Annotated in this window: 14 protein-coding genes; 7 read left to right on the forward strand and 7 right to left on the reverse strand. The window is 66.9% G+C overall.

Features of this window, described 5'->3' with window-relative positions; translation table 11 throughout:
* Positions 1–48 precede the first annotated feature (48 nt).
* From PSELUDRAFT_RS06235 to PSELUDRAFT_RS06265, 7 genes are all read right to left on the reverse strand, one after another.
* Positions 49–1086: a histone deacetylase family protein gene (locus tag PSELUDRAFT_RS06235; protein WP_088966026.1), complete on the reverse strand. Its 1038-nt coding sequence runs from the start codon at positions 1084–1086 to the stop codon at positions 49–51.
* An 84-nt stretch (positions 1087–1170) separates the two neighbouring features.
* Positions 1171–2214, reverse strand: a complete 1044-nt coding sequence (locus PSELUDRAFT_RS06240) for an extracellular solute-binding protein (RefSeq protein WP_088966027.1) — start codon at positions 2212–2214, stop codon at positions 1171–1173.
* Between the two features lie 23 nt (positions 2215–2237).
* Positions 2238–3026: an ABC transporter permease gene (locus PSELUDRAFT_RS06245; RefSeq protein ID WP_088966028.1), complete on the reverse strand. Its 789-nt coding sequence runs from the start codon at positions 3024–3026 to the stop codon at positions 2238–2240.
* 1 nt (position 3027) lies between these two features.
* Positions 3028–3915 (reverse strand): ABC transporter permease, encoded by an 888-nt coding sequence (locus PSELUDRAFT_RS06250; RefSeq protein WP_088966029.1) that lies wholly within the window; start codon positions 3913–3915, stop codon positions 3028–3030.
* On the reverse strand, positions 3908–4993 hold the full coding sequence (locus tag PSELUDRAFT_RS06255) for an ABC transporter ATP-binding protein (RefSeq protein ID WP_088966030.1): 1086 nt from the start codon (positions 4991–4993) through the stop codon (positions 3908–3910). The genes PSELUDRAFT_RS06250 and PSELUDRAFT_RS06255 overlap by 8 nt, the downstream gene beginning before the upstream one ends.
* Positions 4994–5425: 432 nt before the next feature.
* Positions 5426–6460 (reverse strand): AraC family transcriptional regulator, encoded by a 1035-nt coding sequence (locus PSELUDRAFT_RS06260; RefSeq protein WP_162291243.1) that lies wholly within the window; start codon positions 6458–6460, stop codon positions 5426–5428.
* Between the two features lie 61 nt (positions 6461–6521).
* Positions 6522–9398, reverse strand: coding sequence for an EAL domain-containing protein (locus tag PSELUDRAFT_RS06265; protein ID WP_162291244.1), 2877 nt, complete (start codon positions 9396–9398; stop codon positions 6522–6524).
* Between the two features lie 170 nt (positions 9399–9568).
* Here PSELUDRAFT_RS06265 and yedA point away from each other — a divergent pair, with 170 nt between their 5' ends.
* From yedA to gap, 7 genes are all read left to right on the forward strand, one after another.
* Positions 9569–10441, forward strand: a complete 873-nt coding sequence (gene yedA / locus PSELUDRAFT_RS06270) for a drug/metabolite exporter YedA (protein WP_088966033.1) — start codon at positions 9569–9571, stop codon at positions 10439–10441.
* A gap of 763 nt (positions 10442–11204) precedes the next feature.
* Entirely contained in the window at positions 11205–11939 is a 735-nt protein-coding gene (locus tag PSELUDRAFT_RS06275; RefSeq protein WP_088966034.1) for a GntR family transcriptional regulator, read from the forward strand.
* Complete coding sequence (gene nagA, locus PSELUDRAFT_RS06280) at positions 11936–13051, forward strand: N-acetylglucosamine-6-phosphate deacetylase (RefSeq protein WP_088966035.1); 1116 nt, start codon at positions 11936–11938, stop codon at positions 13049–13051. The genes PSELUDRAFT_RS06275 and nagA overlap by 4 nt, the downstream gene beginning before the upstream one ends.
* Entirely contained in the window at positions 13044–14054 is a 1011-nt protein-coding gene (locus tag PSELUDRAFT_RS06285; RefSeq protein ID WP_088968404.1) for an SIS domain-containing protein, read from the forward strand. The genes nagA and PSELUDRAFT_RS06285 overlap by 8 nt, the downstream gene beginning before the upstream one ends.
* 156 nt (positions 14055–14210) lie before the next feature.
* Positions 14211–16721, forward strand: coding sequence for a phosphoenolpyruvate--protein phosphotransferase (gene ptsP, locus PSELUDRAFT_RS06290; RefSeq protein ID WP_088966036.1), 2511 nt, complete (start codon positions 14211–14213; stop codon positions 16719–16721).
* A gap of 318 nt (positions 16722–17039) precedes the next feature.
* Positions 17040–18686: an N-acetylglucosamine-specific PTS transporter subunit IIBC gene (gene nagE / locus PSELUDRAFT_RS06295; protein ID WP_197693939.1), complete on the forward strand. Its 1647-nt coding sequence runs from the start codon at positions 17040–17042 to the stop codon at positions 18684–18686.
* A gap of 801 nt (positions 18687–19487) precedes the next feature.
* On the forward strand, positions 19488–20498 hold the full coding sequence (gene gap / locus PSELUDRAFT_RS06300) for a type I glyceraldehyde-3-phosphate dehydrogenase (RefSeq protein WP_088966038.1): 1011 nt from the start codon (positions 19488–19490) through the stop codon (positions 20496–20498).
* The last annotated feature ends 5 nt before the right edge of the window (positions 20499–20503 follow it).

The raw sequence follows: 20503 nt of genomic DNA on the forward strand, positions 1-20503 counted from the left end.
ATGTTGGCCGCAAGCGGTGCGGATAGCGCTTGCGGCCAACGTTCCCTGTCAGCTGGCCACGCTTTCAAAGCCGCTCAGCACATTTACTGCATTGATGCCGATGTCTTCCACCGCGTAGCCGCCCTCCATCACGAACAGGGTGGGTTTGCCGAGCTGGCCGATCAGCTCGCCCATGCGCAGGTAGTCGTCGTTCTTCAGCTTGAAGCGCGAAATCGGGTCGTGCTCGAAGGTGTCCACCCCCAGCGACACCACGATGGCGTCCGGTGCATAGTCGGCGATGCAGCGGCAGGCGTCCTGCAGCGCCAGCTGGTAGGCGGCCCAGTCGGTGCCGTGCGGCAGCGGGTAGTTGTGGTTGTAGCCCAGGCCTTCGCCTTCGCCCGGCTCGTCGGCATGGCCGAGGAAGTACGGGTACTCCACCAGCGGGTCGCCGTGCAGCGACAGGAACATCACGTCGGAACGCTGGTAGAAGATGCTCTGCGTGCCGTTGCCGTGGTGGTAGTCCACGTCGAGGATGGCCACCCGCTTCGCGCCCTGGTCGCGTAGCGCCTGGGCGGCGATGGCGGCGTTGTTGAAGTAGCAGTAGCCGCCCATGTAGTCGGCAGCGGCATGGTGGCCGGGCGGGCGGCACAGCGCGAAGGTGCTGCGCTGGCTGCGCTGCATTTCGTCCAGCGCGGTCAGTGCCACATTGGCCGACGAGCGTATCGCCTGCCAGGTGCCGGCGGTGATCGGCACGCCGGCATCGAAGGAGTAATAGCCCAGTTGGCCTTCGATATCCTGCGGCTTGCGATCGGTGCGCAGCCCGCGCACCGGCCACACCAGTGGCAGCGCATCATGCGTGCGGCCGTCGGCGCTCCAGCGGCGCCAGGCGGTTTCCAGGAACTGCACGTAGCCGGCGTCATGCACGCGCAGTACCGGTTCCAGGCCGAATTCGCGCGGCGCGGCGATGTCGCCCAGCCCGACCTTGCGCACACGGTCCAGCACCATGTCGGCGCGGCGCGGCATTTCGAAGCAGGGTTTCAGCGTGCCGTCTATCAGCTCGGCATGGCCGTGGTGCAGGTGGTGGTCGTCACTGTAAATCGTCAGCATGAGAGTCTCCCCGGCGGTGCGCGCTGCAGCGCACCGCCGTTGTGTTTTGGGGCAGGTAAGGTTGGCCGCGTCAGCCGAAGCGGATTATTTCTTCAGCTTGGTCCACACCCGGTCGCGCAGCTGGTTGGCCTTGGCCGAGCAGTTCTGGTTCGGCACGAACAGCTTGCGCATGGCATCGGTGGGGTTGATCGCCGGGTCGGCGCGCAGGTCGGCCACGAAGAAGGCGGAGGAGCCCTTGATGGCGTTGTTGTAGCCGGTGAAGTTGGACGCCTCGGCGATGTTCTTCGGCTCCATCATCCAGTTGATGAAGCGCAGCGCGTTGTCACGGTTCTTCGCGCCCTTGGGCACTACCAGGTTGTCGTTCCAGAACGGAATGCCTTCCTTCGGGTACACGAACACCGCGGATTTCAGCTTCTGGCGGGTGCGGTAGGCGGCGCCGTTCCATTGCTGGTGCATGATCACTTCCTGCGCCTGCATGCGTTCGATGGTGCCGTCGGAGTTGTACATCGCCAGCAGCGGCTTTTGCTGCTCCAGCAGGTCCTGGATGCGCTTGGCCTGTTTCGGGTCCTCGGTACACTGGTCCACCTTCAGGTAGATGGCGGCGGCCTTGTACAGCTCGGCCACGTCGTTGAGCGCCACCACCTTGCCCTTCAGCTGCGCCGGCGGCATGAAGAAGCTCTTCCAGCTCGGGTCGAGCTTGCCGCCCGGCACGTGGCTGGCATCGTAGGTAAAGCCGGTCACGCCCCACATATAGGGTGCGGAATACGCGCGCTGCGGGTCGAAGTCCGGCTTGTTCAGCGGTGCCTGCACCAGCTTGAAGTTGGCCATCTTGCTGGCGTCGATCTTCTCCAGCAGGCCCTCGTCCACCATGATCTTCACCATGTAGTCGGACGGCACCACCACGTCGTAACCCTTGGCGCCGGCCTTGAGCTTGGCCAGCAGCGATTCGTTGGAATCGAACACATCCAGGTTCACCTTGATGCCGGTTTCCTTCTCGAAGCGCTTGAGCAGGTCCTGCGGAATGTAGTCGGACCAGTTGTACAGATTGAGCTCGCCGGCGGCCATGGCCGGGCTTGCGGCCAACATGCCAAGGGACAGCGTCAGAATATGCAGTTTGCTGAGTTTCATTGCGTTTCTCCCGGATGGATCGATCAGGCCTGGCGTTTGCCCAGCCAGTAGGACAGCACTACGAAGGCGATGGACACCAGTAACAGCAAGGCGGATACCGCATTCACTTCCGGCGTGATCCCCATGCGGATCAGCCCGAAGATGTACACCGGCAGGGTGGTGGCGCCGGCCCCTGCCACGAAGAAGGTGATCACGAAGTCGTCCAGCGACACGATGAAGGCCAGCATGGCGCCGGAGAGGATGCCCGGCAGGATCAAAGGCAGCGTGACGCGGCGGAAGGTGGCGAACGGCCCGGCGTACAGGTCGGCCGCCGCCTCGGCCAGCCGCGGGTCCAGCCCGGCCAGGCGGGCGCGGATCGGCAAATAGGCGAACGGGATGCAGAACACGGTGTGGGCGATCAGCACCGTGGTGAGCCCCAGTTCCAGCCCCAGCGCCAGGAAGAACAGCAGCGAGGCCACCGCGGTCACGATCTCCGGCACCAGGAGCGGCAGGCCCAGCATGGCGTTGATCAGCGCCTGGCCGCGAAAGCGCCGCCCGCTCATGGCCAGTGCCGCCATGGTGGCGAACAGCGTGGACAGCACGGTGGCGCCGCTGGCGATGATCAGCGAGTTGCGCGTTGCCCGCAGGATGTTGTCGTTGTCCATCACCTTCAGGTACCAGTCCAGCGAGAAACCGCTCCACAGTGTGGCGATGCGGTTGGCGTTGAACGACAGCACCACCAGCACCACGATGGGCAGGTACAGGTAGACGAAGGCCAGCAGCGTGGTAGTGCTGACGCCGCGGAACTGCCAAAGCTTGTGCGATACCTGCATCTCACTCTCCCGGCGGGCGCTGGAAGCGCCTGGTGTAGATCAGCATGCTCGCCAGCACCAGGGCCAGCAGCATGAAGGACAGGGCGGCGCCGAACGGCCAGTTGCGGGCGGTGCCGAACTGGTTCTGCACCAGGTTGCCGATCATCAGGCTCTTGCCGCCGCCGAGCAGCTCGGGGATGTAGTAGGAGCCGATGGCCGGGATGAACACCATCAGGCAGCCGGCCACGATGCCCGGCATCGCCAGCGGCAGGATCACCCGGCGCAGCGCCATCCAGCGGTTGGCGCCCAGGTCGAAGGCGGCCTCCACCAGGCGCCAGTCCATTTTTTCCAGGCTGGTGTAGATCGGCAGGATCATGAACGGCAGGAAGGAGTACACGAAGCCGATGGCCACCGCGGTAGGGGTGTAGAGGATGTCCAGCGAGCCGTTGCCCAGCCCCAGTGTCGACAGCGCACTGTCGATCAGGCCGCCGTTGCGCAGCAGCAGAATCCAGGCGTAGGTGCGCACCAGCAGGTTGGTCCAGAACGGAATCGACACCAACAGGATTAGCCGCTGGCGGGTTTTCTCGTCCTTCAGCGCGATATACAGCGCCACCGGAAAACCGATCAGCAACGTTACCGCGGTGGCGAAGCCGGCCAGCAGGAAGGAGCGCACGAAGATTTCCACGTAGTCGCTGTTCAGCGCCAGGCTGTCGTCCAGGTCGCGCTCGTACAGGAACTGCACGTAGGCATCCAGGCTCCAGTCGTGCCAGCGCACGCCGCCGTAGGTGTCGGGCTGCAGTACCGACATCCACGCCATCAGCAGCATGGGCAGCACCATGAAGGCCAGCAGCGTGAGCGTGGTGGGTGCCAGCAGCAGCGATTGCCGCAGCCGGTTGCGGGTATCAGCCATGGCTCGCCTCCTGCAGCAGGTGGAAGGCGCCGTCCAGTGCCGTCAGCCGTACGCGGTCGCCCACGCCGGCCAGCCGGCTGGCGCCCAGGCTGTTGGTCTTGCGCACGCGGCAGGGCTGGCCGTCGGCCAGCTGCACCGTGTACACCGTGTCCACGCCGCGGTACACCACCTCGGCTACCACGCCGTGCAGGCCGTCGTCGCCGCTTGCGGCCAACTGCAGCCGCTCCGGGCGCACCGCCACCGCCGCCTCGCCATCGCGGCGGCTGTCCAGCACGCTGGCCGGCAGGCTGCCGGCGTCGCCGAAGTGCAGGCGGTCGGCGGCGATGTGGCCGCTCAGGAACGAGGTTTCACCAATGAAGTCGGCGACGAAGCGGTTGGCCGGGCGGTCGTAGATGTCCTCCGGGGCGCCGATCTGCTGCACCTTGCCGGCCGACATCACCGCGATGCGGTCGGACATGGTCAGCGCCTCTTCCTGGTCGTGGGTGACGAACACGAAGGTGATGCCGGTCTCGCGCTGCAGGCGCTTGAGTTCCACCTGCATCTCCTTGCGCAGCTTCAGGTCCAGCGCCGACAGCGATTCATCCAGCAGCAGCACCTTGGGGTGCGGCGCCAGCGCGCGGGCCAGCGCCACGCGCTGCTGCTGGCCGCCGGACAGCTGGTGCGGGCGGCGCTTGGCAAAGCCGGCCAGCTTCACCAGCGCCAGCATGCTGTCCACGCGCGGGGCGATATCGGCCTTGGCCACGCCGCGCATTTCCAGGCCGAAGGCAATGTTCTCGGCCACCGTCAGGTGCGGAAACAGCGCATAGCTCTGGAACACGGTGTTGACCGGGCGCTGGAACGGCAGCTTGCCGGTGAGCGATTCGCCATACAGGCGGATATCGCCGCCGCTGGGGTCCTCGAAGCCGGCGATCATGCGCAGCAGGGTGGTCTTGCCGCAGCCGGACGGCCCCAGCAGGGTGAAGAACTCGTTTTCGCGGATGCTGATGGACACATGATCCAGCGCCAGCACCGCCTGGTCGCTGTCACCAAAGCGCTTGATGACCTGGTCAATTTCGATTGCTGCACGGTCTGCGGGCATGACTGCTCCTCCTGTGCCGGGGCAAAGGTTCGATGGTGGGTAAGGCAGGGGTTGGCCGCAGCGCTGCCGCATGTGGCTTGCGGCGCGGGCGGGCGGTGTGCGAGGCGGCTTTTCAGTGCCGGGCGGTGCTGGGGAAGTGCGGGGAGTCGTTGCCGGCAGGGAAGAAGGCAGCCGGGGTGATGGGCGTCACAAGGGTCTGATGCATGGTGGTTTCTCCTCTTCAACCGCGCTGTTTCGCGCTCTTGGTCATGGCAGGACACCCACTCCTGCCTGGGCGCTTGCCGGCCGGCGGGGTGGTGTGTTCAAGCTGTCCGTGTGGTTTTTTGCAGTCATTCTGCCTGCAGGATGACAGGGGTGTGACAGGGAGAAAGCGGTCAACAAAGGGATAATTCCGGCCAAATTCCTGGCACGGTATTCGCGGTTGGCCGGCGCTCAGCGCCGCAGCTCGGAGGGAAGGCGGCCGGTCCAGCGGGTAAAGGCGTGGCGGAAGCTGGCCGGTTCGGCAAAGCCCAGCTGTTCGGCAATCTGGGCAATGGTGAGATTGCTGTGGTGCAGCAGGTGCAGCGCCTGCTGGTGGCGGGCGCGATCCAGCTGCGCCTGGAACGAGGTGCCGGTGGCCGCCAGCTTGCGGCGCAGCGTGCGTTCCGACATGTGCAGGGTCTCGCACAGCTCCGTCACGCTGGCAAAGCGCGCCGGGTCGGACTGCAGCAGCCGCATCACCCGAGCCACCAGCGCCGAGCCCTGGCTGGCCAGCCACTGCGCCTGCTGCCGCTCGCACTGCTCCAGCGCCATGTGGTAGCTGACGGCATCGGCCAGCGGCTGCGGCCGGTCCAGCCACTTGGCGGGAAACACCACCGCGTCCTCGCTGCTGGCGAACTGCCCGGGCTGGCCGAAAATCGCCGGGTACAGCCCGGCGTACGGCGGCTCGGCAAAGCGCATCTGCACCGCGGTGGGCGGCCAGCGCACGCCCATGCAGTCGCGGATGATGCTCCACATCGACGACAGGCACATCTCCACATTGAAGCGGTACAGATCGACATGGTAGGCGTAGTCGCGCGCCACCAGCCGCGCCTGCTTGCCGTCCTCTTCCACCGCCAGGCGGAAGTAACTGGCCAGCAGCAGCGGGAAGCGGATGGCGGTATCCAGCGCCACGCGCACGGTGGGGCTTACCAGCATGGTGTAGCCGAGGATGCCGTAGTTGGACACATGCATGGCCTTGCCCAGGTGCAGGCCCAGCGCCTCGTCGCCGGACAGGCGGCGGGCATTGTCGAACACCTTCAGCTCCTGGCGGTGGCTGATCAGCCGCGCCGGCTCCTGCAGCCGCTCCGGCGGAATGGCGCTGCCGGCCAGCAGCTCGCCGGCGGCGATGCCGCGCTTGGCCAGCAGGCTGACGGTGGCCACCACCGCGTGCAGGGAAACCGGGCGGTCGGCAAGCTGGGTGCTGCTGTCGCTGGAGCGGTCGGGCATGGGTACGGGGTGGTGGTTGCGCTGCCGACGACTGTACCGCGATGCCGGGCGGAAACCCAGCCTATTGGCCGGATAAATCCGTCGGCAGCGGCACCTGCTGCAACAGGCGCTGCTCGAAGGCGTCGGCGGGTATGGCCGGGGCGAACAGGTAGCCCTGGCCATAGTCGCAGCCGGCTTCGCGCAGCCAGTCCAGGTGATCCTGCTTTTCGATGCCCTCGGCCACCACGCTCATGCCCAGGCGATGGGCCATGGCGATCATCGCCTCGCACAGTGCGCGGTCGCTGGCGTCGCTTTCCAGGTCGCGCACGAAGGACTGGTCGATCTTCAGGTAGTCGATGTCGAACTTCTTCAGGTAGGACAGCGAGGAATAGCCGGTGCCGAAATCGTCCAGCGACACGCGGATGCCGAAGTCGCGCAATGCGGCCAACTGCGTGCTTACCTGCTCGCGGTTGTCCAGCAGCAGCCGCTCGGTGATCTCCAGCACCACGCTGTCGCCCGGCAGGCCGTGGCTGTCCAGGGTGGCGGTCCAGCTGGTCAGGCTGCTGCCTTCGGCAAAGAACTGCAGCGGCGAGACATTCACGCTGATGTGCAGCTGCGGCTGCAACTGCCGCCAGTGGCTCAGCTGGCGGCACACCTGGCGGAACACCCAGTCGCCCAGCTCGATGACCAGGCCGCTGTCTTCGGCCAGCGGAATGAATTCCGCCGGGCTGATCCAGCCGCGCTCCGGGTGCTGCCAGCGCAGCAGCGCCTCGGCACCGATGACCTGGCGCTGCTGCAGCGCCAGGATGGGCTGGTAGTAGATGTGGAACTGGCCGCCGGCCAGTGCCTGGCGCAGGTCGCGGCTCAGCCGCACCCGGTTCTGGGCGGCCTGCTGCATGGGCTGGGTAAAGAAGCAGCTGCGGTTGCGCCCCAGGTCCTTGGCGGCGTACATCGCCTGGTCGGCGTTTTTCAGCAGCGATTCCATTTCGCTGCTGTCGTCCGGAAAAATGGTGATGCCGATGCTCACCGACAGGTAGGCCACGTCGTTGCCCAGGTGGTAGGGGGCGGCCAGGGTCTGCAGGATGCGCTCGGCCAGCTCGCCGGCCTGCTGTGCATGCTCCAGGCTGCTGATGATCACGGTGAATTCGTCGCCGCCCAGCCGGGCAACGGTATCGACGTGCCGCACGCAGGCCTGCAGCCGCTGGGCGGCCGATTGCAGCAGCTCGTCGCCGGCGCGGTGGCCCAGGGTGTCGTTTACTTCCTTGAAGTGGTCCAGGTCCAGCAGCAGCAGTGCCAGGCGCTGGCCGTCGCGGCGGCAGCGGGCGATGTCCTGCGCCAGCCGGCTTTGCAGCATGTAGCGGTTGGGCAGGTCGGTGAGCTGGTCGAAGTTGGCCTGGCGCCAGATCAGCGCCGCGTCCTTCTTTTTTTGAGTGATGTCGCGGCAGGTGGCCAGGATGTGGCGCTCCGACCCCAGCTCCGCCACCGTCAGCTGCAGCTCGGCATCGAACAGGCTGCCGTCCGGGCGCATGAAGCGCCATTCGCATTGCCACAGGCCCTGCTCCAGCGTCTTTTGCAGATGCTGTGCGGCCAACTGTGCCGAATCCTGGCCATCGGGCTGCTGCGGCGGCGACAGATCGCAGGGCGTGCGCTGCAGCAGCTGTGCGCCGTCGCAGCCGAACAGCCGCGCCGCCACCGGGTTGACATCCACGATCAGCTGGCCGTCCAGCACCAGGATGGCATCGGCCGAGGCGGCGAACAGCGCGCGGTAGCGCTGCTCGCTGGCCTGCAGCGCGTTCTCGGCGCGCATCTGCGCCCCCAGGTCGATATCCAGGCAGAACATCATCAGCTGATCGCCGGTATTCACCACCGTGTGGCTGGAATGCACGTCCACCAGATGGCCGTCCTTGTGCATCAGCCGCAGATGCGCCGCCGGCACCCCGCGCTGCTGCGCGAACATCCAGTTCACGTCCCGCTCCACCATCTCGCGCGCCAGCGGCGGGATGATCAGCTGGTACAGCGACTTGCCCAGCGCCTCCTGCTGGCTGTAGCCATACAGCAGGCTGGAGGCGTGGTTCCAGTACAGTACGGTGCCGTCCGGCGCATAGCCCTGTATCGCCAGCGCATCCACATTCTCGAAGATGGCGCGAAAGCGCGCCTCGCTGGCGCGCAGCGCCTGCTCCGCCTGCTTGCGGGTAGTGATGTCGCTGAGGCTGCCCACCATGCGTTTGGGCAGGCCCTGCGCATCGCGCTCCACCACGTCGCCGCGGTCCATCACCCATACCGTGCGGCCGTCCCGGCGGCAGATGCGGTACTCGCTGTAGTACGGTGCTTCACCGCGCTGGCAGCGCTCCAGCAGCGCCTGCACCGCGCTCAGGTCATCCGGATGCACGCTGGCGACGAACTCGCCCAGCGGGTGCGACTCCTGACCGACGGCGATGCCGGTGATCTCGCTCCAGCGGCTGTTGTGCTGCAGGATGCCGCTCTGGATATCCCAGTCCCACACCCCTTCGCCGGTGGCTTCCATCACGTAGCGCAGCATGCTTTCCTGGCTGGCCAGCTGCTGCTGCACCTGGTGCAGGTGGGTGATGTCGCGGCCGATGCCCAGCACGCCCACCAGCTGCGTGCCGTGGTACAGCGGGGTCTTGATCACCTGCAGCAGCCGGCGCAGGCCGTCGTGGGCGAAGGTGATCCACTCGTCGTTCACCAGCGCGCGGTCGTGATGGATGGCCAGCAGGTCGCGCGAACGGAAGAAGTCGGCCAGCTCCGCTTCCACCAGGTCGCAGTCGCGTTTGCCGACGATATTGTTGGCCGCATCGCCGAACATCTGCACGAAGGCTTGGTTGCAATACAGGTAGACACCCTCCGCGTCTTTCAGCCAGACCGGGTCGGGCAGATGCTGCAGCAGGGTGTTCAGCCAGTGGACATCGGCTGGCAGGAAGGGCGGCACGGTAGCGGACATGGGGTGTTCCCGACCCGGGCAAAGGACGTTTCCAGCATAGGAAGCCGGCCCGGCAATTGCCATGCGCGAGCGCAGGGCGGCAGGCGGCAGAACACCGTTTTCAAGGATTTGCCCTTGTCCGGGTGACAGCCAGCAGGCATTGTGCGATTCCTAGCCAAGGTATCGATGTCATGACCCTCAGCCGTCACCAGTTCAAGCTGGCCGCCTCTTTTCTTGCCCTGTATCTGATCTGGGGCTCCACCTATTTCGCCATCCGCATCGGTGTGGACGCCTGGCCGCCGTTCCTGATGGCCGGCGTGCGCTTCGTGCTGGCCGGCCTGCTGATGTACGGCTTTCTGCGCTGGCGCGGCGCGCCCAACCCCACGCTGCAGGAGATGAAGGGCGCCACCATTCTTGGCGTGCTGATGCCGGCCATTGGCAACGGCTTCGTGACGATGGCGGAAAAAGAAGTGTCCTCCGGCGTGGCCGCACTGGTGGTGGCCACCGTGCCGCTGTTTGCCATCCTGTTCGCGCGCCTGTTCGGCCACAAGCCGCGGCGCATGGAGGTGGCCGGCGTGCTGCTGGGCATTACCGGCATCGTGGTGCTGAACATGGGCGCCAACCTGCGCGCCTCGCCGGCCGGCGCCGCCGCGCTGCTGTTCGCCAGTGCCGGCTGGGCGCTGGGCTCGGCCTGGAGCAAGCGCCTCACCCAGCCCAAGGGGCTGATGTCCAGCGCCATGATGATGTTCACCGGCGGCATCGCGCTGCTGCTGCTGAGCCTGGCCAGTGGCGAGCAGCTGGTGGCGATGCCGAGCTGGCACGGCTGGCTGGCCATGCTGTACCTGGCCATCTTCGGCTCGCTGATCGCCTACACCGCCTATATGTTCCTGCTGCAGAACGTCAGCGCCGCCGCCGCCACCAGCTATGCCTACATCAACCCGGTGATCGCGGTACTGCTGGGGGTGTGGCTGCTTAACGAGCGCGTGGGCGCGCCGGAACTGCTGTCGATGACCATCATCGTGGCCGCGGTGCTGCTGATAGGCTGGAAGAAGGTGGCGCGCTAACGCTGCCGCCCCGATTGCTGTGACGAACCGCCCGGATGGGCGGTTTTTTATTGTGTGCTGGCTGTCTGTAGGTTGGGTTGAGCGTAGCGAAGCCCAACGTTTACCGCGTTTCTGGTTTTGTATCCGCTGCGCGGATGATGGTTTGAAGTCGCCGGTTCCGCCCGGCGCACGGGGTACTTTCTTTTGCTTCGCCAAAAGAAAGTACCCAAAGAAAAGGCGACCCGGGGCTGCTCGAAACCCCGTGCAAAAAGGCACGCCCCAGGCGCCGCCGAACTCGCCCCTCGCTAACGGCTCGGGACTCAGACAGATCGGCGTCTTAAAACCTGGGACGCACCATTTTGCCCGGCTCGCGCCAACGGGATTGGGGCGAGTGGGTTCGACTCTGCTGGCCCGCGGGGTGGGCAAAGCGCCGCGTGCCCACCTGAACCCTCATGTCGGTGGGCGTGGCCACTCGTATGCGGCCAACGTTGGCCGCAAGCACACTCCTTCCTCCCCCTGTGTTGCATTTTTGATACCTGCTTAATACCAGTTGTGCCAGTAACCCAATGCCCCGCAACGCCAGCATTGGCGCGGCCCGGCATTTTTTCTCGCTTTTTTACCTCACCAATGCTGCATTGCAGCGTTGCCAATCGTTGCAACTGGTCTACAACTGGTATTGACGTGGTTGGGTAGTGGTATTAATTTTGCGGCAACAAAGCGGCTGGGATGGCAGCCAGGCAGCACGTACACTGATGCCTTTCCAAGACCACTTGAGGATTTCGCCATGGATGAACGCTGGCAGGCACTGAAGCCGGACGAGACGCAGAGTACGCCGCTGTACCTGCAGTTCGCCCGCAAGCTGGCCGACGCCATCAATGCCGGCTGGTGGCAGGCCGACGAGGCGCTGCCGTCGGAGCGTACTTTCTCCGACGAGCTGGGCATCTCGCGCGTCACCGCCCGCAAGGCGCTGGATGTGCTGCTGGAGCAGGGGCTGATTCGTCGCCGGCATGGCTCCGGCACCTTCATCACCCCGCGGCTGGAGCAACCGCTGTCACGGCTGACCAGCTTCACCGAGATGCTGAAGCAGAAGGGGTTCGAACCGTCGTCGGTGTGGCTGGAGCGCAGTATCGGCACGCCGACCCACGACGAGGTGATCAAGCTGGGGCTGTCGCCCACCGCGCAGGTGGTGCGGCTCAAGCGCCAGCGGCTGGCGGACGGTGTGGTAATGGCCATCGAGCAGAGCACGCTGCCGCTGGCTTACCTGCCGGACCCGCAGGCGGTGGGCAGCTCGCTGTATGCCTTCCTGGATGCCGCCGGCCACCCGGTGGTGCGCGCGCTGCAGCATATCCGCGCGGTGAATGCCGGGCCGGATATTGCCGCCAGCGCCGGCATCAAGCAGGGCGAGGCGATGTTGTTGATGACACGTATCGGCTACACCGCCGACAACGTGGCGATAGAACTGACCGACACCTGGTGTCGCAACGATTACTACGACTTTGTGGCAGAGCTGAGACGATGAACACACGGGTACTGCAGGGACGCATGCTGACCGCCGCCGGCTGGCTGGATGGCGAGCTGCATCTGGACGACAACGGCCGCATCGCCGCCATCGACGGCCGCCTGGCCGGCGCGGGCGAGCCGGCACGCTACCTGCTGCCCGGTTTCATCGACCTGCACGTACACGGTGGCGGCGGGGTGGACATCATGGAAGCGGGCCATGCGGCCAACCATGTGGCGCGTACCCACGCCCGCTTCGGCACCACTTCGCTGCTGGCCACCACCATGACCGCGCCGCGCGCCGAGCTGGTACATGTGCTGACGGCGCTGGGCAAGGTGGCGCAAGAGCGCGCCGCCGGCAGCGCCCGCATTCTGGGCGTGCACCTGGAAGGCCCCTACATCAACCCCGGCAAGCTTGGCGCGCAACCGGACGACGCCGTGGCCGCGGTGATGGACGAAATCGACTACTACCGCAGCCTGGCGCCGCTGAAGGTGCTGACGCTGGCGTCGGAGATCGCCGGCCACCACGAGGTGATCCGCAGCCTGAGCGCGGACGGCATCCGCGTGCAGCTGGGCCACACCCTGGGCAGTTACGAGGAAGGCGTGGCCGCGCTGCAGGAAGGCGCCAGCGGCTTCACCCACCTGTTCAACGCCATGACCGCGCTGCACCACCGCGAGCCGGGCATGGTGGGCGCCGCGCTGGCGCACGCCGAATACGCCGAGCTGATTCCCGACCTGCTGCACGTGCACCCGGGCGCGATGCACGCCGCGCTGCGCGCCATTCCGCGCCTCTACTGCGTGACCGATTCCACCGCCGCCGCCGGCATGCCGGACGGCGAATACAAGCTGGGCTCCCATACCGTGACCAAGTGCATGGGGGGCGTACGCCTGGCGGACGGCACCCTGGCCGGCAGCACCCTGACCATGGATCAGGCGCTGCGCAACCTGGTGCAGATCGGCCTGCCGCTGGCGCAGGCCAGCAACCGGCTGTCGCTGTACCCGGCCGATTACCTGGGCGTGGCCGACCGCGGCCGCCTGGAAACCGGCGCCTGGGGCGACGTGGTGGTGATGGATAAAGACCTGTTTGTGCAACACGTGTACGTAGAAGGAGAGTGCCTTGAGCCTGATGCTTGATGAAGCCCTGTTTGCCGCCGAGGCGGTAGCCGCCCAACACATGTATGCCGACGAAGGGCTGGCGCTGCTGGGGCGCGAACTGGCCAAGGCACAGCCGCAGCTGGCGCTGACCGTGGCCCGTGGCAGCTCGGACCATGCGGCCAACTATTTCGCCTACCTGGCGATGCAGCGCACCGGCACCCCGGTGGTATCGCTGCCGATGTCGCTGATCACCCTGCACCACGCGCCGCTGGCGGTGCGTGGCCAGCTGGCGGTGGCGCTGTCGCAGTCCGGCCGCAGCCCGGACCTGGTGGACACCATGGCGGCGCTGTCCAGGGCCGGCGCCCGCACCGTGGCGCTGGTGAACCAGCCGGATTCGCCGCTGGCCGCCGCCTGCGAGTGGTCGCTGCCCCTGTGTGCCGGCGCGGAAAAGAGCGTGGCCGCCACCAAGAGCTACATCGCCTCGCTGTCCGCCGTTGCCCGCCTGGTGGCGCACTGGCAGCGTGACGCCGGCCTGCTGGCGGCGCTGGAAACCCTGCCGCAGGCACTGCAGGAGGCCACCCGCCAGGACTGGTCGCCGGCCATCGAGGTGCTGCAGAACGCCGAACGCATCATGGTGGTGGGCCGTGGCCTGGGCTTTGCCGTGGCGCTGGAGGCAGCGCTGAAATTCAAGGAAACCTGCGCCATCCAGGCGGAGGCGTTCTCCGGTGCCGAGATCAAGCATGGCCCGATGGCGCTGATCGACGAAGGCTACCCGCTGCTGATCTTCGCCCCGCGCGGCCCGGAACAGGCCGGCCTGATCGCGCTGGCCGACGAGATGCGCGGCCGTGGCGCCCGCGTGCTGCTGGCGGCGCCGGCCGATGTGGCCAGCCGCGACCTGACGCTGGCGCTGGCCGGTGACGAGGCGCTGGACCCGCTGCTGGCGATCCAGAGCTTCTACCTGATGGCGGCCCGGCTGTCCGAGGCGCGCGGGCTGAACCCGGATGAGCCGCGGCACCTGAACAAGGTGACCCTTACGCTGTAAACGACCGGTCAGCCTCTGACCCTTCGCATACCTGACCGTTTAGTAAGCCATACCAAGCCATGACGACCGCGGCCCACCGCGGCGACACAACGCATGCTGCGCGCACGGCGGGGGACGCCGTACGCGCAAAAAACAGCACAGAGAGAAAGGCGTCACATGACTGCAACCGTAACCCTGCGCGCGCCGCTGAGCGGCAAGGTGCTGCCGCTGAGCCAGGTGCCGGACCCGGTATTCGCCGGCGGCATGATGGGCCAGGGCCTGGCCATCGAGCCGCTGTCCTCCACCCTGCTGGCGCCCTGTGACGGCGTCATCAGCCAGCTGTCGTCCACCGGCCACGCGGTGGCGCTGCGTGCGGCCAACGGTGCCGAGCTGCTGCTGCACATCGGCATCGACACCGTGAAACTGGGCGGCCAGGGCTTTGCCCCGCGCGTCCAGGCCGGCGACCGCGTCAGCTGCGGTCAGCCGCTGGTGGATATCGATATCGACAGCGTGGCGCAGCGCGCGCCGTCGCTGATCACCGTGCTGGTGGTTACCAACAGCGACGACATGCAGCTGGGCGCCGCGGCCAGCGGCATGGTGCAGGCCGGCAGCAGCGCGCTGCTGGATATCAGCGCCAGCGGCACGGCGGCGGAAGGCGACAGCGTGGCCGGCGGCGTCAGCCACAACGGCCAGGCGGTGGTGGCACACGAAGGCGGCCTGCATGCGCGCCCGGCGGCACTGCTGCAGCACACCGCGCGCCGCTTCACCTCCCGTATCGAAATCGGCTTTGGCGGCAAACATGCCAGCGCGCGCAGCGTGGTGGCCATCATGGGCCTGGGCGTGGGCGAGGGCGACACGGTCAGCGTGCATGCCTTCGGCGCCGATGCCGAAGCCGCACTGGCCGCCATGCTGGCTGCCGTGCAGACCCGCAGCGAAGCCGGCCATGCCGCCGCCGCGGTTCCGCAAACCACGTTGGCCGCACGCAGCGACGGCAAGCTGGGCGGCGTCTGTGCCGCGCCGGGGCTGGCAGTGGGCACCCTGCTGCTGCTGGCCGAGCAGGACCGCGCGGTGCCGGAACGCGGCGCCGGCGTGGAGGCGGAACTCACCGCACTGCATGGTGCGCTGGCGCAGGTGCGCCGCGACATCGAGGCCGATATTGCCCTGGCCGGCCAGCGCGGCGCCCGTGCCGAAGGCGAGATCTTCGGCGCTCACCTGGCGCTGCTGGACGACCCGGAGCTGACGCTGGCGGCGGAGCGTTTCATCGTCGATGGCCGCAGCGCCGCCCACGCCTACCGCAGCGCCATCCGCGTGCAGAGCGAGGTGCTGCTGGGCCTTGGCAATGCCTTGCTGGCCGAGCGCGTGGCCGATCTGAAAGACCTGGAGCGCCGTGTGCTGGATGTGCTGCTGGGCAGCGACAACAGCGCGCCGCAGCTGCCGGCGCAGGCCATCGTGGTGGCCGACGACCTGACCCCGTCGCAACTCACCCGCCTGCCGCGTGCGCAGGTGGCCGGCCTGGTGCTGGCCCGCGGCGGTGCCACCAATCACGTGGCCATCCTGGCGCGCGCGCTGGGCATTCCGGCGCTGGTGGCCTGTGGCCCGGCGGCGTTGCAGCTGCCGGCCGGCGCCGAGGCGGTGCTGGATGCCGGCGAAGGCTGGCTGGATGCGCAGCCGGATGCGGCCAACCTTGCGCTGGCGCGGCAGCAGATCGCCGGGCACGAAGCGCGCCGCCAGGCGCTGCGCGAGCAGTCCGCCGGCCGGGCGCTCACCCGCGACGGCGTGCACATCGAAGTGGCCGCCAACGTGGTGAACGCCGCCGAAACCCGCGATGCGGTGCTGCACGGTGCCGACGGCGTGGGCCTGCTGCGTACCGAATTCCTGTTTACCGAACGCACCGACGCGCCGAGCAGCGAGGAGCAGCGCGCCGCCTGCCAGGCGGTGCTGGATGCACTGGAAGACCGCCCGGCCATCATCCGCACTCTGGATGCCGGCGGCGACAAGGACGTGCCCTACCTGCCGCTGCCGGCCGAGGACAACCCGGCGCTGGGCCTGCGCGGCATCCGCACCAGCCTGGCGGTGCCGGAAGTGCTGGACGCGCAGCTCACCGCGCTGCTGCAGCTCAAGCCGCTGTCGCGCTTGCGCATCCTGCTGCCGATGGTGACCGACGTGGCCGACCTGCTGCTGGTGCGCCAGCGCATCGAGGTGCTGGCCGCGCAGCTGGGGCTGAGCGAGCGGCCGCAGCTGGGGGTGATGATCGAGGTGCCGTCGGCGGCACTGCTGGCCGCCCAGCTGGCCGAGCATGCCGATTTCCTCTCCATCGGCACCAATGACCTTACCCAGTACACGCTGGCGATGGACCGCTGCCACCCGGCACTGGCCGCGCGCCAGGATGCGCTGCACCCGGCGGTGCTGCGCCTGATCGCCCTCACCGTACACGGCGCCCGCCAGCACGGCCGCTGGGTGGGCGTGTGCGGCGCGCTGGCTTCCGACCCGCTGGCGACTGCCGCGCTGGTGGGCCTGGGCGTGACCGAGCTGTCGGTCAGCCCGGCGCTGGTGCCGGAGATCAAGGACCGCGTGCGGCAGCTGGACGCCGCCGCCTGCCAGGAGCTGGCGCTGACGCTGCAGGCGCAGCGCTCCGCTGCCGAGGTGCGCGCGCTGCTTACCGCTGCGGCCAACGTTGCGGCGCATTGAGAACCTTCACGATCTGCTGCGCCAGGGCGCAACAAGACGGTGCCACCGCGATATCGCCGCCGCGCCGCAGATCGTAAGCAGAACCCGGCCGTAGCCGCTTAGCCGGCACGGCGGGGGATACGGGCGGCTGCCGGCGGCAGCGGCCCACACACAGAGGGGCGCCTCGAAAACCCGGATTTCTAAGCGAGACAAGGCGCGAACGAAAAATTTCGACGCAGCATATGTTTGATATGTAAGGAGAAATTTTTCGTGAGCAACGCAGTATCGCGACGAAAGCTGGCGTTTTTCTAGGTGCCCAGAGAGATGAGGGAGAAACAAGTGACTACATCTAGCAAGTTTGCCGGCATCCAGCAGCTGGGCCGCGCCCTGATGCTGCCGATCGCCGTGCTGCCGGTGGCTGGCCTGCTGCTGCGGCTGGGGCAGCCCGATCTGTTGGGCATCGCAGTGATGGCGCAGGCGGGGGATGCCATCTTCGGCAACCTGGCGCTGCTGTTCGCCATCGGCGTGGCGGTGGGGTTCGCCAAGGACAACAACGGGGCTTCCGGCCTGGCCGGCGCCATCGGCTACCTGGTGCTGACCTCGGTGCTGAAAGTGATCGACGCCAAGATCAATATGGGCGTGCTGGCCGGCATTACCGCCGGCATCAGCGCCGGCCTCTTGTACAACCGCTACAAGGACATCGCGCTGCCGTCCTACCTGGCGTTCTTCGGTGGCCGCCGCTTCGTGCCCATCGCCACCGGCTTTGCCATGCTGCTGGCCGGCGTGGTGCTGGGCTATGTGTGGCCGCCGGTGCAGCAGGGCATCGACGCGGTGGGGCACTGGATCATCGGCGCCGGCGAGTTCGGCCTGTTCATCTACGGCATCCTCAACCGCGTGCTGATCGTCACCGGCCTGCACCACATCATCAACACCTTCGCCTGGTTCCAGCTGGGTGACTTCACCGACGCCACCGGCAAGCTGGTGCACGGCGACCTTACCCGCTTCTTTGCCGGCGACAAGAGCGCGGGCATGTTCATGTCCGGCTTCTTCCCGGTGATGATGTTCGGCCTGCCGGCTGCCTGCCTGGCGATGTACCGCGCCGCGCGCCCGGAAAACAAGGCCGCGGTGGGTGGCGTGCTGCTGTCCATGGCGCTCACCGCCGCGCTGACCGGCGTGACCGAGCCGGTGGAATTCGCCTTCATGTTTCTGGCGCCGGCGCTGTACGCCATCCACGCCGTGCTCACCGGCATCTCCATGGCGCTGATGCATGCGCTGGGCGTGCACCTGGGCTTCGGCTTCTCCGCCGGCCTGTTCGACTACGTGCTGAACTTCGGCATCGCGCAGAAACCGTTGCTGCTGGTGCCGGTGGGCATTGCCTACTTCGCGGTGTACTACGGGCTGTTCAGCTTCTTCATTAGGAAATTCAACCTGCTGACCCTGGGCCGCGAGGAAACCCCCGTTGCCGCAGCGCCGGCAGCCGCTGCCGGCAGCATCGGCGGCCGTGCCGGTGGCTTCATCAGCGCACTGGGCGGTGCGGCCAACCTCAAGAACGTGGATGCCTGCACCACCCGCCTGCGTCTGCAGGTGGTGGACAACGGCAAGGTGGACGAGGCGGCGCTGAAGGCGCTGGGCTCGCGCGGCCTGATCAAGCCGGCCGCCGGCAGCGTGCAGGTGGTACTGGGGCCGGAAGCCGAGCTGGTGGCCGACCAGATCCGCGATGCTCTGCTGCAGGGTGTCGGCGGTAGTGCCGGCGGCAGCGGCGACCGTCAGCAGTGGCTGGCGGCGCTGGGCGGCGAAGGCAACCTGCGCGGCGTATCGGTGGTGGCCGGCAGCCGGCTGCGGCTGGAGCTGGCCGACAGCGGCCGCATCGACGAGGCGCAGCTGAAGGCGCTGGGCGCCAGCGGTGTGATGACGCTGCCGGGCAACCTGCTGCATGTGGTGGTGGAAGGCGACGTGGCGCTGACCGCGCGGCTGCTGCAGGCCTGAGCCAGCCAACATTTCCTCCCAAGCCCGCCACCCGGCGGGGCTGGCGGCGGCAAGGCAGTCATGCCTGCCGCCGCTTTTTTCTGCTTCCGCCGGGCGGCTGAGCGTAGCGAAGCCCAACGTTCACCGTGTTATCAGGTTTTGTATCCGCTGTGCGGATGATGATTTTGATGCCGGTTCCGCCCGGCGGACAGGTTAAGGGGGCCACCGCGGCCCCCTTAACAATCCCCGGCTCCCCGACGGCCACTCGAAACCCCGTGCAAAAAGGCACGCCCCAGGCGCCGCCGAACTCGTCCCTCGCTAACGGCTCGGGATTCAGACAGATCGGCGTCTTAAAACCTGGGGCGCACCGTTTTGCCCGGCTCGCGCCAACGGGATTGGGGCACGTCGGTTCGGTTCTGCTGTTTGTTTTGTGGGCGTAATTGTCGGGTAGGAGTCTGCCGTAGGGCGGGTTGGCCGCAGGCCATACCCGCGTGAGGTGGTTGGTTGTGCGCGGGTATGAACCCTTGGTTCAACCCGCCCTACAACATGTGGAACAACAACGTTGGCCGCATAAGTGGGCCGCTTGGGCTACGGTCTGGCACGCCTTTGCCTGAGCGGTATGACGAACGCGCTGGTATCGATACCAGGCAAGCAGCAAATTCCTCCTGCACCAGCATGGCACTTTGCTACGGTGAGAAGTGTTGGTAGTGCACACACTACAGTCATGAAAACCGTTGAGTACAAGCGCGAATGAGAGAACGATGGTTGCACAACAGGCGTGCAACAGGCACGCAGAGATCACCCGCAAACAAGGAGACAGACATGGCACTGAAACTGGCCATCAACGGGTACGGCCGCATCGGCCGCATGGTATTGCGCGCCTGGCAGGAACGTTTTGCCGACAAGGGCATTGAAATCGTTGCCATCAACGATCTGGGCAACCCGGAACTGCACGAACACCTCACCAAGTTCGACTCCATCCACGGCCCCTTCCCCGGCAGCGTGGCGCTGGAAGGCGACAAGCTGGTGGTGAACGGCAAACCCATCCAGCTGCTGTCGGTACGCAACCCGGCCGAGCTGCCGTGGGGCGAGATGGGCGTGGACATCGTGCTGGAATGTACCGGCATCTTCACCAAGCGCGACAAGGCCGGCCTGCATCTGCAGGCCGGTGCCAAGAAGGTGCTGATCTCCGCCCCGGCGGACGATGCCGACGCCACCATCGTGTTCGGTGTGAACGACAACACCCTGCGCAGCGACATGAGCATCGTCTCCAACGCTTCGTGCACCACCAACTGCCTGTCGCCGCTGGTGAAGCCGCTGAACGACACCCTGGGCGTGGTGCATGGCCTGATGACCACCGTGCATTCCTACACCAATGACCAGGTGCTGCTGGATACCGAACACAGCGATCTGCGCCGCGCCCGTTCCGCCGCGCTGTCGATGATTCCGACCAAGACCGGCGCCGCCGCTGCCGTGGGCCTGGTGCTGCCGGAGCTGAAAGGCAAGCTGGACGGCTTCGCCGTGCGCGTACCTACCGCCAACGTATCGCTGGTGGATCTCACCTTTACCGCCGCGCGCGATACCAGCGTGGCCGAGGTGAACGAGATCGTCACCGCTGCGGCCAACGGTGCGCTCAAGGGCGTGCTGGCAGTGAACACCCTGCCGCTGGTGTCCATCGACTTCATGCACAACCCGGCGTCCAGCGTGTTCGATTCCACGCTGACCCGCGTGATCGACGGTCGCCAGGTGAAGGTGCTGTCCTGGTACGACAACGAATGGGGCTTCTCCAACCGCATGCTGGATACCGCCCAGGCCTGGGCCGCGGCCAAGTAAGCGCC

Source organism: Vogesella sp. LIG4, from assembly GCF_900090205.1.
Lineage (GTDB): Bacteria > Pseudomonadota > Gammaproteobacteria > Burkholderiales > Chromobacteriaceae > Vogesella.